This window comes from Planomonospora alba (assembly GCF_039534085.1).
In the GTDB taxonomy this organism is placed as follows: Bacteria; Actinomycetota; Actinomycetes; order Streptosporangiales; family Streptosporangiaceae; genus Planomonospora_B; species Planomonospora_B alba.
Map to the genome: position 1 here is coordinate 14,017 of NZ_BAAAUT010000012.1, position 15,141 is coordinate 29,157.

The following is a 15,141-nucleotide window of genomic DNA, read 5'->3' on the forward strand; positions in this document are numbered from 1 at the left end:
CTGGCGCGGCACGCTCGCCGACGCCACCGTCCGGTGTCCGGCCATGGCGCGGCCTCCCGCTCTGCTCCATCGCCGCTCCGTGGATGCGCGGAAAACGGTGAGAAGCGACTGCTCGCCTCTCAAGGGGCCCGGATGAGGGCACATCGAGGGCAGGCATCGGGGCACACCGCATCCGCGATGACAGGCGATGTCACCGGCGGGTCCTGAGCCGGGAGTTGAGCCGGGCGGCCTGGCGCGTCAGATGGTCGCGCTCGGCGAGGTCAGGCGCCTTCCGGGCCGCCTCGGCGTACAGCCGTGCCGCCGTCGCCAGGTCACCGTCGCGCTCATGGAGGTACGCCGCCACCGCGGCGTGGCGGGGCAGCGAGTCGTCCAGCGCCGCGAGCGCCGCCAGGCCGGCGCGCGGTCCGTCGGCCTCGCCGACGGCCACCGCGCGGTTGAGCCGGACGACCGGGCTGCCGGTCAGGCGCACGAGCTCGTCGTACCACTCGACGATCTGCACCCAGTCGGTCTCCTCGGCGGTGGGCGCGTCGGCGTGGAGCGCCGCGATGGCCGCCTGGGCCTGGAACTCGCCCAGCCGGTCGCGGGCGAGGGCCGTCTGCAGGATCTCGACGCCCTCGGCGATCAACGTGGTGTCCCACCGGCCGCGGTCCTGCTCGGCGAGCGGCACCAGGCTGCCGTCCGGCGCGGTCCGGGCGGCACGCCGGGCGTGGTGCAGCAGCATCAGGGCGAGCAGTCCCGCCACCTCGGGATGGTCGATCACGGCCGCGAGCTGCCGGGTGAGCCGGATGGCCTCGGCGGCGAGGTCGATGTCGCCGGAGTAGCCTTCGTTGAAGACGAGGTAGAGGACGCGCAGCACGGTGGCGACGTCGCCGGGCCGGTCGAACCGCACGCCGGAGACGGTGCGCTTGGCCCGGCTGATGCGCTGCGCCATGGTGGCCTCGGGCACCAGGTAGGCCTGGGCGATCTGGCGCGTGGTCAGCCCGCCGACGGCGCGCAGTGTGAGCGCGACCGCGGACGACGGCGTCAGCGACGGGTGGGCGCACAGGAAGTAGAGCCGGAGCGTGTCGTCCACCGCGGGCGCGGGCCCGGGCGCGGGCTCCTCGTTGACGAGGTCCTCACGCCGGCGGCGGGCGGTGTCCGCGCGGGTCGCGTCGAGGAACTTGCGCCAGGCCGCGGTCACCAGCCAGCCCTTCGGGTCGTGCGGCGGGCCGGCCGGCCAGACGCGGACCGCCTCGACGAGCGCGTCCTGCACGGCGTCCTCGGCCGCCGCGAAGTCGGCTCCGCGGCGGACGAGGATTCCGAGCACGCTCGGCGTGAGGCTCCGGAGCAGGAGCTCGTCCATCGGAGCGGTCACTCCGTGATGGTGGGCGGCGCGGTCAGGAACGGGCGCACCTCGAGCCACTCGTGGATGGGCTTCCCGCCCGCCCCGGGGGCGGCCGACAGCTCTCCGGCCAGCTCGATGGCGCGCTCGTGGCTGTCGACGTCGATCACCATCCAGCCGGCGATGAGGTCCTTGGTCTCGGCGAACGGGCCGTCGGTGACCGGCGGGCGGCCCTCGCCGTCGTATCGGACGAACACCCCCTCGGGGGCGAGCGCCTGACCGTCGACGAACTCGCCGGTCTTCTCGAGCCGGGCCGCGAAGTCGTGCATGTACTGCACGTGGGCCGAGATCTCCTCCGGCGTCCACTGGTCCATGGGCACGTCGTTGACCGCGGCCGGGGCGCCACGGTAGTGCTTGAGCAGCAGGTACTTGGCCATCGTGTTTCTCCTCGGTGCTCGTGCGACCCATTCTGGTCGCGTTCACCCCGGGGACGGAGCCGGGTGCGGATTCTCGACATCGCCGCCCGAATTTTTTTCCCGGTCCCGCAGATGAATCTCCGCAACGATCAGAAGACGGGACGGACGTGGCGGGTCCGGCCACCGACGCCGACGTGGTTGGGTCCGGTGGACCAGATGTCGTCGTTGACCAGCACCTTGTACTCGAAACGCCGCCCGTCGGGTATGCCGGTGACGGTGCACTCCCACAGGCCGGCGGCCCTGTTGGCGCACGGCCGGCCGGAGTGCCAGCTCAGCGGCGGCATCTCATGTGCTTCTCCATCGTGAGCCGGGGCTCGTGGTGAACAGAGCCCGCATGGTTTGCGGAATTCTTGCAAAATCTTTCAGAAGGGGTGCGGCGCGAGGCCCCACGTCAGGGGCGCGGCCTTCACGTGCTTCAGGGAAGGCCGGGCCCGTCCTTCCTCGCCGGAGGGAGCGCCGAGCTCTCCCCTCCCCGCTGGATGGAGCGGCGGGCGGTGGGGCCCGCCCCTGGTCCTCCGGCCCGGGGCGGGCCGGAGGACCAGGGGCGGCGGGTGCGGCCGTGCGGCGGCCCGCCGGCTGGGCGGGCACGGCCGGCCGATCAGCCCGTCACTGCTGCCAGGAGTCGTTCCTGCTCGCGGTGCCGGTCGGAGGAGTGGCGAACGTCCGGTTCTGGCCGGACTCCCAGGTCACCGAGCCGTCGGCGTTCTTCTTGACGTACTTGAAGGCGACGGGGGTGTTCGGCGGTAGGAGCAGCGCCTCGCGCCATACGGGGTAGTCGCGCGAGGACAGCTTCAGGGCCTTGGCGGGATCCCAGCCACCCAGCTCGGGCAGATCGCCGACGACGTGGACGTTCTGCCCGAAGGCGGTGCCGGCCTCCACGTTGAAGGAGACCGCGACCCGCCCGGGCGTGCCCCGGTCCCACACGTCGTCGCGGGCGGCCGCGCCCGCCGAAGGCGTGACGAAGGCCCGGTTGGGGGTGGATTCCCACGTCACGGCACCGGAAGGGTGCTTCTTGATGTACTTGTACTGCACGACCGTGTCGCCCGGCAGGGCGACGGCGGCCCGCCAGCGGGGGTGGTCCGCCGAGCTCAGCGCCACGGCGCGGGCGGGGTTCCAGGCGCCGAGCTCAGGGGCGCTGCCGACGACGTAGACGCTCTGGCCCAGGTAGGTGGCCGCTTCGGCGGTGAAGGTGACCGTGACCGTGCCGGTGGCGCCGGCCGGAACCGCCGTGGTCGCCAGCGCGGCGGCGAAGGCCGCCACCAACAGGAGCACCTGCCGGACGCGCCTGACCGGGGACTTTTCCATCGGGTGTGGTGACACCGCGGTTTCTCCTTGCTCTTGGCGGATGAGAACAGCCGGGGACGCCGTTGCTGCGGCGTCGGCGTCCCCGGGGCGCGCGGAGCTCCTTGCGACCCTGGATTCTTCTCACGCCTCCCACGCTGTGCAAGAGATTGTGGAAGATTTCTGAAATCTTGCAGCGGATTGATTGTGACAAAGATACGGCGGAGCGTGACGGGGCCTGCCTGAGGTTCTTCTTCGGGAGAAAGATCGGACCGGGCCGAGCGCTGTGAGAAGATTCACAGTGTGGTTTTCGGGCGGTCATGACTTCTTTCGCGGACGCCCGTATCCGTACCGCTGCGCGGGAGTCCTCGACGAGGTCCGCCGCTCGGATTCCTCGCCGGGCCGGTGTGCTCCGCGCGGAAGGAGCATCGGCGCGCTCCACCGGATGACCTGCCGGATCACCGGCCGCCCACCGGCCCCCCGGTGGGTTATCGTGCCGGAATGACAAGCCCGATCTTCAACCTCTGCGACGAGTACGTGACCCGCTCCGCGGCGCTCGACCCGGTCGGCGCCGCGGCGGACGGGATCGACGTCGAGTTCGCCGCCACCTCCGACTACGGCCCCGACGGGCACGCCGCCCGGGCCGCCCTGATCGGCGAGACCCTCGGCAGGCTGGCCGCCCTGGAGCCGGAGGGCGAGGCGGACGTGCGGGCCGCGGCGCACCTGCGGGAGCGGCTGGAGGCCGAGCTCGCCTGGCACGAGATCGGCGAGCCGCTGCGAGCCGTACGGGCGCCGTTCGGGCCCCTGACCGACCTGCGCGACAGCGTCGACCTGCTGCCCCACGAGAGCGAGGACGACTGGCGGAACGTGGCGGCCCGGCTGGCGGGCATGCCGCGGATGCTGGACGGCTGGCGGGCGAGCATGGAGGAGGGCCTCGCGCGCGGCCTGGCCGCGCCCCGCCGCCAGGCACTGGAGCTGGCGGTGCAGATGGAGCTGTTCGCTTCCGGCGCCACCCACAAGGGCCTGGTCGACTCCTACGGCGACGGCCCCGCGCGGGCCGCGCTGGAGGAGGGGGCCGCGGCGGCGTACGCCGCCTACGACGGGATGGCCCGCTACCTGCGCGAGGAGTACGCCCCCCGGGCGACCGAGACCGACGCGGCCGGGGCGGAGCGCTACGCGGTGAACGCCCGGCTGAGCCTGGGCGCCGACATCGACCTGGTGGACGCCTACCGGTGGGGCTGGGAGGAGCTGGCCAGGATCGAGGCGGAGCTGGCCGCCGAGGCGGACCGCGTACGGCCCGGCGCGTCGGTGGAGGAGGCGACCGCGATCCTCGACGAGACGCGGTTCGTCGAAGGGCTCGACGCCTACCGGGGCTGGCTGCAGGACCGCCACGACGAGGCGATCGAGCGGCTGCACGGCACCCACTTCGACATCGCCGAGCCGCTGCGCCGGGTGGACGTGACCCTGGCCCTCGACTCGACCTCGGGCGCGGCCTACTACACCTCGCCGAGCGAGGACCTGTCCCGGCCGGGCCGCACCTGGTGGCCGGTGGGCGCCGAGCGGCGGTTCACCGTCTGGAACGAGCTGACCACGGTCTTCCACGAGGGCGTGCCCGGCCACCACCTGCAGCTCGGCCAGACGCGGGTGGCCGGGGAGAGCCTGTCCCGGTTCGGCAGGAACTCCTGGGTGAGCGGGCACGGTGAGGGCTGGGCGCTGTACGCCGAGCGGCTCGCCGACGAGCTGGGCTGGTTCACCGAGCCGGGCACGCGCCTGGGCATGCTCGGCGGGTCGGCGATGCGCGCCGCCCGGGTGGTCATCGACATCGGCGTGCACCTGGACCTGCCGCTCCCCGACGGCTCGAAGTGGACCTTCGAGCGGGCGTGCCAGGTGCTGCGCGACCGCGGCCGCTGCGAGCCGCACCGGGTCCGCGCCGAGGTGGTCCGCTACTTCGGCTGGCCGGGCCAGGCCCCGTCCTACAAGCTCGGCGAGCGCGCCTGGCTGGCCGCCCGCGAGGAGGCCAGGCGGCGCCAGGGCGCCGCCTTCGACCTGCGCCGCTGGCACACCGCCGCCCTGGACCTCGGCCCGGTCGGCCTGGCGGGCCTGGCCGACGCCCTGCGCCGCGCCGGCTGACCTCCGGTGCCGCCCGTGACGAGGTCGGCGGCGTCGGGCCGGGCCAGCGCGATCGGCGTGAGCGGCGGGCGCCCGGCGTAGTCCGCCGCGACCAGCTTCCGGGGGCACCGCCCCAGCCGGGCGGTCGCGACAGGGTCTCCGCCGGTCCGGAGAGGACGCCGGGGGTGACTCCACGGTTGCGCATCCGCTCGAAGCCGGTCGAGAGCACGGGCTCGTCCGGGCCGGCGGGAAAAGCGGTTGGCCCGGATGGGCCCGGCGCGTAGGCTGCGCGTCGTGCCCATGATGATCACGGGAGGTGCGGGATGCTTCCGGTAGGCGAGCCGATCGTGCCGCCCTACCAGATCACGCACCAGTGGACCCGGGAGCTCAGGCGCTTCGGCCGGCGCACGGTGGTCGCCGTCGACTTCCGGATCCCCGACGACGAGCCGGTCCACGCGGGACACTACGGGCGGGGACACGTGCGGGTCTCCAGCGCCGAGGCCGCCGCCCTGATCCTCGAACACGACGATCCCCGAGGCTACGAGGTCTTCGTCCCCCGCGCGATCGCCGCCGGGGAGATCCGCCGCATCCGTCCCGTGAACCAGGTGACCGGCTGGAGGTACCGGCCGGACGCCCACGGCACGCCTCCGTGCCCGCTGTGCGTCGACCGCGGCGAGTACGGCGGCGCGAAGATCCGGCGAGCGGCCGGAGTCCTCGGCCGCTAACACCGTTCCGTCGAGGGCCGTCCCGGTGCCGGGGAGGGGGCGGCGGGCAGCGCCCCCTCCCCGCTCGGCACCGGGTCAGGAACCGCAGACCGTTCCCTTGGCGGGGACCTCGCCGTCGATCAGGTAGGCGTCGGCGACCTTCGTCGTGCAGGCGTTGACCCCGTAGGCGCCGTGGCCCTCACCCTCGGACGTCACCAGCACGGCCGTCTTGAGCTGCTTGGTCAGCTTCGGCCCCCACGCGTACGGCGTGGCCGGGTCACCGGTCGTGGCGACCACCACGATCGGGGCCGAGCCGGTGGCGTCGACCTTCTTGGCCGCGTTGCTGCCGGCGACCGGCCAGGCCGCGCAGAGGCCGCCCAGACCGGAGCCGCCGAACATCGGGGCGATCCTCCGGGCCGCGGCCTCGGTCCTGGCCTGCTCCGCGGCGCTGGGCCGCTCGGCGGTGTCGACGCAGCTGATGGCCGGGAAGCTGGTCATGAGGGTCGAGTAGCTGCCGTCGGGCTTGCGGCCGGTGTAGCTGTCGGCCAGGCCCAGCAGGAGCCGGCCGTCACCCTTGAGCGCGGTGTCCAGTGCCTGCTCCAGCACCGGCCAGACCTGCTCGGCGTACATCGCCGCCCCGATGCCGGTGACCGCCAGCCCCTGGGTGAGCTCCCGCGCGCCGACCTTCAGCGGCTTGCCGTCCAGCCGCTTCCACAGCGCCCGGACCTTCTTGTCGGCCGACTCGCGGTCGGCGCCGAGCGCGCACTTGCCGGCGCCCTTGGCGACGCAGCCGTCGAGGAACGCCTCGTACGACCGCTGGAACCCCTTCATCTGGTCGAGGGTGCGCTGCCGGAAGGAGAGCGTCGGGTCGAGCGGGGCGTCCAGCAGGAAGCGGCCGACCTTGCCGGGGAACATCGTGGCGTAGACCGCGCCCAGATGCGTGCCGTACGACATGCCGAAGTAGTCGAGCTTGTCCTCGCCCAGCGCCGCGCGCAGCCGTTCCAGGTCCCGGGCGGAGTCGACGGTGCCCACGTGCGGCAGGATCCCGCCGGAGGTCTTCTGGCAGGCCCGGGCGAACTCCGCGATCGCCCGCCTCAGCCGCGCCCGTTCGGCCCGGGTGTCCGGGGTGGCGTCGGCGGCGTTGTAGTCGTCCATCTCCGCGGTGCCGCCGCACCGGACGCCGGAGCTGCGCTCCACCCCCCGGGGGTCGAAGGAGACCAGGTCGTAGCGGGCGTTCAGCGCGGTGTAGGCCGGAGCGGCCAGGGGCAGGGTGTCCACGCCGGAGCCGCCGGGCCCGCCGAAGTTGAACACCAGCGATCCCAGCCGCCTGCCGGGATCGGTGGCCTTGATGCGGATCAACGCCAGCTCGATGGTCCTGCCGCCGGGATCGGCGTGGTCGAGGGGGACGGTGAGCGTGCCGCACTCGGTGCCCGCGGGGAGCTTCTGCCCGTCGGCGGGGCGCATGTCGGCACACGACCCCCAGGCGATCGTCTCCGGCGCGGCGGCGCCCGAGCCGGTGCCCGCCGCGGCGGCCGGACCGCCGGTGGTGGCCAGGGCCAGAGGCAGGGCGGCGGCGACCGCGGCGATCTTCATCGGGCGCGTGGAGGCTCTTCTCATGATCTGGAGTTCCTGACGGGAGGGGTGTCCTGACAGGAAAGATCTTGGTCTTTCCCGGCCGCGCGCGGACAGTCGCCGATATCACCGGACGCGTGTGGATCTCGTGGGTGGATCCGATGACAAATGTCATCCGGCCGGGAGGGTCCGCAGGGCGGCGGGCGCGGCGGTGCCGCCCCGGGGAGGAGTGCGGGGCGTCCGCGGTCAGGAGGGGAAGCGCTGCTCCTTCCAGGCGGCCAGTTCGGCGGCGGCGGCCGTCAGCTGGGCGGGGGTGACGGCGGGGCCGGTGGAGGCGCCGACCACCAGCGCCGCGTGCACGGTGCCCGGCGCGGCGCCGGACGGCCTCAGCAGCAGGCGGTGGGCGGTGGGCGAGCCGGTCTCCGTCGCGATGGCCGCGGGACCGGAGGCGGGCAGGCCCGCGCGGGTGGCCACGTCGCCGACCACGACGGTGGTCTCGGCGGTGAAGGACGCGGGCAGGTGCAGTTCGGTCGGCGCGCCCGGGGCCGTGGCCGGCCCGCGCCAGACCAGGACGCCGAACCGCCGTCCCTCGACCAGCGCGGCGGTGTCCGGCATGGAGGACGGTACGGCCAGCCACGCCTGCCGCCGTCCGGCGTCGCCGTAGCCGGACCGGGCGAGGTCCTCGTAGGCGAAGGCCAGCACGTCGCCTGCGACCGCGGAGGGGTAGAGGCGGTCCAGCACCGCCTGGTCCAGCCGGGTGGCCAGGGTGCCCGAGTCGTCGGCGGCGACCACGGAGAAGTCCTCGTCGTTCCAGGCGTCGCCCTCGGTCTGCACCTTGGCGGGGTTGCGGTTCATCGGCTCGTGGTGCCGGCCGCTGTAGAGGTCCCAGTGCCACTGGGTGGAGGAGAGCACGTCCCCTCCGGCGGCGGCGTCCCGCCACCAGTTCCGCCCGGGGACGCCGGAGTCCATGGCCTGGTACATCGCGCGCACCATCCACGGCGTGCGGTCGCTGCCGCCGCCCGACATCCTGTGGCCGAACTCCGAGACGAAGGGCGCGGTGGCCAGCGTGCGGGCCCGGTCGCGGATCTCGTTCATCGCGGCGCCGTACGTGCCGTCGGAGGCCGGTGACGGGTCGATCGTCATGCGGGCGCCGTCGTAGAAGTGGCTGTTGAAGACGTACCGGGTGCCGAGGGCGCCGACCGCGGTGAGCCCGCCCTCCTCGAAGAAGCCGGTGTTCCAGAAGACCAGGGGCTCGACGAAGGCGGGCTTGTCCCCCCACCCGGCGGCGTCCATGGCGGCGCGGAAACGCTGGTAGAAGGGCATGAGGTAGGTCTTCTCCCACTCCAGGCCGCTCCTGCCGTCGAGGCCCCCGTCGTAGGGCTCGTTGAAGGGGTCGAATCCGATGACGGAGGCGAACTCCGCATCGGTCAGCCGCTGCCGGATGCGGGTCATGGCGGCCTTCGCCTGCAGCAGGAAGGCGTCCTGGACGCCGACCTCGCCCGTCTCCGTGCTGACGCGCCGGTTCCGCCAGAAGTCGTAGGCGGCCCGGCGGACCGCCTCGTTGGTCTGCATGTTCTGCCCCCACAGCAAGCAGATCCCGCAGGACTCCCTGGGGTAGTCCCCGGCCCTGACCACCCATTCCGGCGCGCCGTCACCGGTGTACCAGCTGCCTTCGTGGAACAGGTGCGAGGAGTACAGGTCCTGGTGGTAGTCGACCAGGACGCGGATCCCACGACCGGTGAACGCGCGGATCTGCTCGACCGCCCTGTCGAGGTAGGCGTGGTCGATGGTGGTGGGGGACGGCTGCACGCCCTCCCAGCTGATGAGGAAGCGGATGGCGTTCGCGCCGGTGAGGTCGCGCATGGCCTGGGCCGAGCGCGCGGCGTCGGCGGCGCTGCGGAACGGCAGCAGTGCGTTCTCGTACAGCTTGGTGCTGCCGGACACGTTGAACCCGCGCAGCGTCACCTCCCGGCCGTGGCCGTCGCGGAAGACCCAGCCGCGCTGCTTGGCGGCGACGGTCAGCGCGGTCGGGGGCGCGGCGGTCGGCGCGGTCCGGGCCGCGGCCGCGGTCGCGGTCGCGGTCGCGGTCGCGGGGGCACGGGTGTCGCCGGCGGCGGGGGCGAACGTCAGAGCGGCGGCCAGGGCGGGGACGACGGCCAGTCGTGTCATGCGGGACGAGGCTGCTCGCATGAACGGAGAATAGAGCCCTGCTCATGTTCGTCTCAGTACACGATCCGCCACACTCCTCTCCCCTCGAGGACGGCGGCCGTGCCCACCGCCGTCAGGCGAAGCGTTCCACCCGCGCCCGCGGGGGACCGGGCAGGGGAGCGGAAGCCGCCCGAGGGCAGGTGGGTGCGGGATCACGCGCCGCCCCGCGCCGCCATGCCGTCACGGCCCCTGCGGCGTGGCGGCATGGCGGCGGAGCGGAGGGAGGCCCGTGCGTCGCCGGAGCCGCCCTCCGCGCGCGGCCGGCGGAGACACCGGTCGCGGTCCGGCGTTCGGGGGACGAGGCCGGACACCGGTCACCCTAGGGGGAGCGGCGCCCGGCGTCTGTGGAGAAATGCGTGTTCAGGAGCGCTTGTCCCACGCGGCGAGGATCTCGGCCTCCTTGCCGGGGTCGATGCCGTGGCGCATGCGCTCGCTGCCGAAGGAGCGCCGCTCCACCGGGATGTCGCGGAGCCACTCCCAGGTGTCGCGGACGGTCTGCGCGACCGGGCGGCAGGTCAGCCCGGCGGCCAGGGCCTTGGCCGAGGAGGGCAGCCACACCCCGGCGAAGGCGGGGTCGGCGGGGGCCCAGAGCGGCAGCTCGGTCCACGGCTGCACCCCCCGGTCGAGCAGGAACCGGTCGTCGACCCAGGTGAACTCCGCGTCCGAGCCCGTCGCGGCCCGGCACTCCTCCAGCAGGCCGCGGTAGGTGGTGTTGCCCGCGACCCCACTGACGAAGAACCGGTCGGCCGTGCCCGCCTCCGCCTGCGACAAGGTGAAGGCGGCGATGTCCCGGGCGTCGACGACCTGCATCGCGGTCTCCGGGTCCCCCGGGGCGAGGACCCTGCCGCCGCGCGCGATCCGGGTCAGCCACCAGGGCAGGCGGCCGACGTTCTCGTGCGGGCCGAGGATGAGGCCCGGCTCGATGATGAGCGCGTTGCCGTCGAAGCCCTGTTCCACCGCGCGCTCGCAGCCCGCTTTGAGCGTGCCGTAGTCGCCGTCCTCGGGACCCGCGTCGGGAGCGCAGGCGAAGCGGGGCGAGGACTCGTCCGCCGGCCCCTTCCCCGGCCACTCGGAGCAGGCCGAGATGCTGGAGATGAAGGCGTAGGTGGCGGCCTTCCCGTTGAGCGCGCGCACCGCCTCGCCGACGACGCGCGGGACGAACCCGCAGACGTCGACGACGGCGTCCCACTCCCGGCCGGAGGCGAGCCGCGCCAGGTCCTCGGCCGACTCGCGGTCGCCCCGGACCGCCTCGACGCCCGGCAGGTCCACCCCGCTCCTGCCCCGGTTGAACGTGGTGACCTCGTGCCCGCGCCGCAGCGCCTCCTCGGTGATCGCCCGGCCCAGGAAGACCGAGCCGCCGATGATCAGAACTCTCATGGCAGCGATTCTTCGTATCCGCCGGGACCGGGGGCACCCGCTTTCACTCGTGGCGCAAGCCGTACGCCCCCGGCGGAACGGCCGGTCAGGCCGGGGCGGTCGGGGCGGCGGGGACCGGGGAGTGGTCGAGGACGTGGACCCGGGCGGCGGCGATGTCGAAGTAGAGGCCCACCAGTTCCAGGCGCCCGGCGCGCACGAGCCGGTCGACCCCCGGGTGGGTGCGGAGGTTCTCCAGTTGCTGGAGCACGTTGATCCGGCAGAGGCGGTCGAGCGGGCCGTCCCCGGCCGGCTCGTCCCCGGCCGAGACGAACCGGGCCAGGCTGAGGTCGCCGTGCCGGAGCCAGCGGGAGAGCTCGGGCAGCCCCGGCGTCCTCCCGCCGCCGTCGAGCAGCGCGGCCATGGCGCCGCAGCCGGAGTGGCCGCAGACCGTGATGGTCCGCACCCCGAGCACCTCCGTGGCGTACTCGATCGCGGCGGTGACCGAGTGGTCCGGCGGCGCCGCCCCCCGGCGCGGGACCAGGTTGCCGATGTTGCGGACGGTGAACAGGTCGCCGGGGCCGCTGGCGGTGATGAGGTTCGGCACGATGCGGGAGTCCGCGCAGGTGATGAAGAGGTGGGAGGGCTCCTGCTTGCGGGCCATGCCGTGCAGGACCGGCCGGACCAGCGGGGCCGTGCGGCGGTGGAACTCCCGGGCGCCGGCCAGCAGGTCGGGTACGGCGGGCCCGCCTCCGGAGTGCTGGTGGCGGACCGGGATCAGGGCGCCCGCGGGCGCCGGCCTGCGCCGCCGCCGATGGGACCAGGGCAGCCACCAGTGGTCGGGCGCCGCCGGCGGGCTCTTGGCCGGGAGCGTCCGGGCGCCGCTGGCGGCCATGGCGTACCACTCGTCGTGGACCTCGTCGATGTCCACCGTGCCGCCGCCGCGCTCGTGGTTCTGCCGCCAGGCGTGGAGGGCCTCGAAGGCGGCGTTGTCCATGAAGTCGATGTTCAGGTCGAGGTCGACGGCGGCCCGGGGCGGGATGGCGCTCAGCTCGGCGGTGAGCCGCGGCACGCCCAGGAAGGTCAGCGAGCCGCCGATCGCCACGTGCCAGCGGCCGTCGGACTCCCGTTCGGCGTGTACGGTCACCCGGGTGAGGCGGCGCAGTGCCAGCAGCGCGGCGAGCGCCAGGCCGAGCAGGACGCCCTCGGCGAGGCCGAGCACCACCACGCCGCCGAGGGTGACGAAGTAGACCGGGACCTCGCCGTGGCCGCGCAGGTTCCGCACGTGCCCGATGTTGACCATCTGCGTGCCGATGAAGACCAGCAGCGCGGCCAGCGCCTCCAGCGGGATGAAGGTGACCGTCCAGCCCAGGCCGAGCGCGAACAGCAGGATCCAGACGCCGTGCAGGACCGCCGACCAGCGGCTTCGCGCCCCGGCCCGCGCGTTGGCGGTGCTGCGCACGATGACCCCGGCCACGGGCAGGCCGCCCAGCGCGCCGCTCACCATGTTGGCCGCGCCCTGGGCGGTCAGCTCCCGGTCCAGGTCGGCGCGCCTGCCGTCGTGCAGCTTGTCGACGGCCACCGAGCAGAGCAGGGACTCCACCCCGGCGAGCAGGGCGACGAGTATCACCGCGGTGGCGATCCCGTGCCAGTCCCCCTGCGGCAGGACCGGAGCCGACCACTCGCCCAGGCCCACCGACAGGTCGATGCGGGTGACGTCCCAGTCGAGCCCCCAGGCGGTCACGGCGGTCACCGCGAGGGCGGCCAGCGGGGCGGGGACGAGGCGGAGCCGCTGCGGCAGCCGGCCCCAGGCGACCAGCATCGCGATGGTCAGCAGACCGGCGAAGACGGCGTAGCCGTGCAGGTCCGCGATCTGCCGGGGGAGCTCGACGATGTTCTCGACCGCGGAGGACTGCGGGCTGCCGCCGAGGATCACGTGGAGCTGGGAGAGGGCGATCACCACGCCGACCCCGGCGAGCATGCCGTGCACCACGGCCGGGGAGACGGCCAGGGCCGCGCGGGCGACCCGGAAGACGCCCAGCAGGAGCTGGAGGGCGCCCGCCATCAGAGTGATCATGCAGGTGGCCCGCCAGCCGTACCGGATGACGAGGTCGGCGACCACCAGGGCGAGCCCGGCAGCGGGGCCGCTCACCTGGACCGCGGAACCGCCCAGGAAACCCGCCACGACGCCGCCGACCACCCCGGCGATCAGCCCGGCCGCCGGCGGTGCCTCCGACGCGACGGAGATGCCCAGGCAGAGGGGCACCGCGACGAGGAAGACCACCAGGGAGGCGGGCAGGTCGTACCGCAGCACGGAGGAGATGCCGCGTGAAGTGACAGTCTTTTCACTCTTCGTGTCCGTCTCCATGGCACAGACCTTATGACGAAGGCCCCCGGCGGAGCCTCTGCTCGCCGGGGGCCTTTACGGAGGACGGAGGAAATCAGCGGTAATAGTCGGGGTAGTCCTGGTCCTGCTCCCGGTTGCGGTGGTGGCTTCCCCGGGAACCCGCCCGGCTCCGCCCCTCACCGGCCGCGGGTGCGGAGCCGGGGCCGTAGAGGTCGCCGTAGCTCGGCCAGCTCCCGGAGCCGGATCCGGAGGGAGCCGCCGGGGAGCCCTGCGCGGGGCTCGGCGCCGGACCGGCGGAGGGCGCCGGCTCGGGCCAGGCGACGGGGTTCGCCGGGGAGACGTACTGGCCGGTCTCGTACCCGTACTCGCCGCCGGCCGCCGACCCGGAGGGCGAGCCCGCCGGGTGGTCGTAGGGGGAGACCGCGCGGGACGGCCCGGTCGGGGTCGAGACCGCGGGGCTCGGGCCGGTGACGTCGTCCTCGATGGTCGCCCAGCCGGCGCTGACCTCGTAGGAGGAGGCGGCGGGCGGCGCGGCGTCGTAGACCGGCGTCTGGTACGAGCCGTAGGAGGGGGCGGGGTCGTCCAGGATGTCGGCCGTGTTGACCGCCGCCCAGCCGCCGGAGCCCGGCGTCGTCGCCTGCGCCCACGGGTTGTCGGAGGCGGGCGGGGGCGTGGTGCCGGCGGCGCCGTAGGCGGCGGCGAGCGGGTCCGGCGCGGAAGGCGCGGGAGCCGCCGGGGGCACCGGCATGGCGGGGAAGCCGCCGCTGGTGGTGGGGCCCATGGGCGCCATCGCGGGCCCGCCGGTGATCGGGTCGGGCGCGGGGGAGGCGGACGGGGCGGCGCCGCGCGGGTAGGAGGTGCCCAGCGGGTCGCTCACCGGATCCGGCCGCGGCGGGCCGGGGAAATCCCCGCCCGCGGCGCCCGTGCCCGCGGCGCCCGCGGCGGCGCTCGGCGCGGCGGCGCTCGCGGCGGCCGCGCGACTGCTCCGGCGGGAGCCGCGGGAGCCGGCGCGCGGCGTACGGCCCTCGCCGAAGGTGCCGGGAGTGGGCGCGGCGAAGGTGACGGTCTTCTGCTCGGCCAGGGAGGCGGCGCTGGGAGCCGGGCTCGGCTGGACGGGCCCGGCCAGGTCGCCGAGGTCGGAGGATGCCGAGGCGGCGGCGGGAGCGGGGGCGGCCGGGACGGAGGGGACGTCCTGGTCCGGCCGGGGCCTGCCCGGCAGCGGGGCCTGCACGGTCGTCGCGTCGGCGTCGGCGCCGGAGCCCGCGTGGTCGGGCTCACCGACGGGACGGCTGGCGCCCACCTTGGGGCTCAGGGAGCCGCCGAAGCCGCCGTCGTCGGCCTGGAGCTTCTCCCAGTAGTCCTCGTCGTAGTCGTCGGGCTCCCCGAACTCGTTCACGCCGCGTTTGCCGCGGGCGCCCGACGGGCGCGGGCGGGGCTTGGGCTCGTCGAACGGCGAGAGGTCCGGAGTGAAATGGTCCATCTTGGGCTCGCGGGCAGCGAACTCGTCGATGGACCGGGGCGGGGTCGACGCCTCCTTCTCGGCCATCTCACGCAGGCGCTCCGCGGGGAGCGCGCTCTCCCTGCGGTTCATCGACCGCATCCCCAGTGCCACGACGACGAGCACGAGGAGCACGACGGCCACCAGGCCCACTATGACCAGGATCATTGCACCACCCTCAAGGCCATGGCCTCCCAGCGGCGCCGGTGAGATCGCGCGGCCATCGACGCGACCTGCCCCCTGTGATCACCTGCGCTCGGACATTGGAACTG

At 74.2% G+C, this 15,141-nt stretch carries 11 protein-coding genes; 2 read left to right on the forward strand and 9 right to left on the reverse strand.

Translation table 11 applies throughout. The features are described from left to right. Positions 1–190: 190 nt before the first annotated feature. From ABD823_RS09245 to ABD823_RS09260, 4 genes are all read right to left on the reverse strand, one after another. Entirely contained in the window at positions 191–1,342 is a 1,152-nt protein-coding gene (locus tag ABD823_RS09245; RefSeq protein WP_344858040.1) for an RNA polymerase sigma factor, read from the reverse strand. An 8-nt stretch (positions 1,343–1,350) separates the two neighbouring features. Next, positions 1,351–1,758, reverse strand: a complete 408-nt coding sequence (locus tag ABD823_RS09250) for a YciI family protein (protein WP_344857853.1) — start codon at positions 1,756–1,758, stop codon at positions 1,351–1,353. 128 nt (positions 1,759–1,886) lie between these two features. Further along, the gene (locus ABD823_RS09255) at positions 1,887–2,081 is read right to left on the reverse strand and encodes a CBM20 domain-containing protein (protein WP_344857855.1); all 195 of its coding nucleotides are present in this window, start codon (positions 2,079–2,081) and stop codon (positions 1,887–1,889) included. A 322-nt stretch (positions 2,082–2,403) separates the two neighbouring features. After that, positions 2,404–3,117, reverse strand: coding sequence for a carbohydrate-binding module family 20 domain-containing protein (locus ABD823_RS09260; RefSeq protein WP_344857857.1), 714 nt, complete (start codon positions 3,115–3,117; stop codon positions 2,404–2,406). A gap of 462 nt (positions 3,118–3,579) precedes the next feature. Here ABD823_RS09260 and ABD823_RS09265 point away from each other — a divergent pair, with 462 nt between their 5' ends. Next, on the forward strand, positions 3,580–5,208 hold the full coding sequence (locus ABD823_RS09265; RefSeq protein ID WP_344857859.1) for a DUF885 domain-containing protein: 1,629 nt from the start codon (positions 3,580–3,582) through the stop codon (positions 5,206–5,208). 302 nt (positions 5,209–5,510) lie between these two features. After that, positions 5,511–5,912: a hypothetical protein gene (locus ABD823_RS09270; protein ID WP_344857861.1), complete on the forward strand. Its 402-nt coding sequence runs from the start codon at positions 5,511–5,513 to the stop codon at positions 5,910–5,912. A 75-nt stretch (positions 5,913–5,987) separates the two neighbouring features. On the opposite strand, the gene ABD823_RS09275 is transcribed toward ABD823_RS09270, so the two are convergent. The 5 genes from ABD823_RS09275 to ABD823_RS09295 all read right to left on the reverse strand — a co-directional run bounded on the left by ABD823_RS09275 (position 5,988) and on the right by ABD823_RS09295 (position 15,037). Then, entirely contained in the window at positions 5,988–7,508 is a 1,521-nt protein-coding gene (locus tag ABD823_RS09275) for an alpha/beta hydrolase (RefSeq protein ID WP_344857863.1), read from the reverse strand. A gap of 201 nt (positions 7,509–7,709) precedes the next feature. Continuing rightward, positions 7,710–9,653 carry a cellulase family glycosylhydrolase gene (locus ABD823_RS09280; protein ID WP_344857865.1) on the reverse strand — a complete coding sequence of 648 codons (1,944 nt, stop codon included), beginning with the start codon at positions 9,651–9,653 and terminating at the stop codon, positions 7,710–7,712. Positions 9,654–10,031: 378 nt separating this feature from the next. Beyond that, the gene (locus tag ABD823_RS09285) at positions 10,032–11,048 is read right to left on the reverse strand and encodes an NAD-dependent epimerase/dehydratase family protein (RefSeq protein WP_344857867.1); all 1,017 of its coding nucleotides are present in this window, start codon (positions 11,046–11,048) and stop codon (positions 10,032–10,034) included. 85 nt (positions 11,049–11,133) lie between these two features. After that, positions 11,134–13,392, reverse strand: a complete 2,259-nt coding sequence (locus ABD823_RS09290; RefSeq protein WP_425566584.1) for a SulP family inorganic anion transporter — start codon at positions 13,390–13,392, stop codon at positions 11,134–11,136. Between the two features lie 73 nt (positions 13,393–13,465). Continuing rightward, the gene (locus ABD823_RS09295) at positions 13,466–15,037 is read right to left on the reverse strand and encodes a hypothetical protein (protein ID WP_344857871.1); all 1,572 of its coding nucleotides are present in this window, start codon (positions 15,035–15,037) and stop codon (positions 13,466–13,468) included. Between the last annotated feature and the right edge of the window lie 104 nt (positions 15,038–15,141).

Excerpts from the sequence above, each read along its gene's own strand:
- ABD823_RS09245 (WP_344858040.1), bottom strand. The coding sequence starts at position 1,342 with ATGGACGAGCTCCTGCTCCGGAGCCTCACGCCGAGCGTGCTCGGAATC.
- ABD823_RS09250 (WP_344857853.1), bottom strand. The coding sequence starts at position 1,758 with ATGGCCAAGTACCTGCTGCTCAAGCACTACCGTGGCGCCCCGGCCGCG.
- ABD823_RS09255 (WP_344857855.1), bottom strand. The coding sequence starts at position 2,081 with ATGCCGCCGCTGAGCTGGCACTCCGGCCGGCCGTGCGCCAACAGGGCC.
- ABD823_RS09265 (WP_344857859.1), top strand. The coding sequence starts at position 3,580 with ATGACAAGCCCGATCTTCAACCTCTGCGACGAGTACGTGACCCGCTCC.
- ABD823_RS09270 (WP_344857861.1), top strand. The coding sequence starts at position 5,511 with ATGCTTCCGGTAGGCGAGCCGATCGTGCCGCCCTACCAGATCACGCAC.
- ABD823_RS09275 (WP_344857863.1), bottom strand. The coding sequence starts at position 7,508 with ATGAGAAGAGCCTCCACGCGCCCGATGAAGATCGCCGCGGTCGCCGCC.
- ABD823_RS09280 (WP_344857865.1), bottom strand. The coding sequence starts at position 9,653 with ATGCGAGCAGCCTCGTCCCGCATGACACGACTGGCCGTCGTCCCCGCC.
- ABD823_RS09285 (WP_344857867.1), bottom strand. The coding sequence starts at position 11,048 with ATGAGAGTTCTGATCATCGGCGGCTCGGTCTTCCTGGGCCGGGCGATC.
- ABD823_RS09290 (WP_425566584.1), bottom strand. The coding sequence starts at position 13,392 with ATGGAGACGGACACGAAGAGTGAAAAGACTGTCACTTCACGCGGCATC.
- ABD823_RS09295 (WP_344857871.1), bottom strand. The coding sequence starts at position 15,037 with ATGATCCTGGTCATAGTGGGCCTGGTGGCCGTCGTGCTCCTCGTGCTC.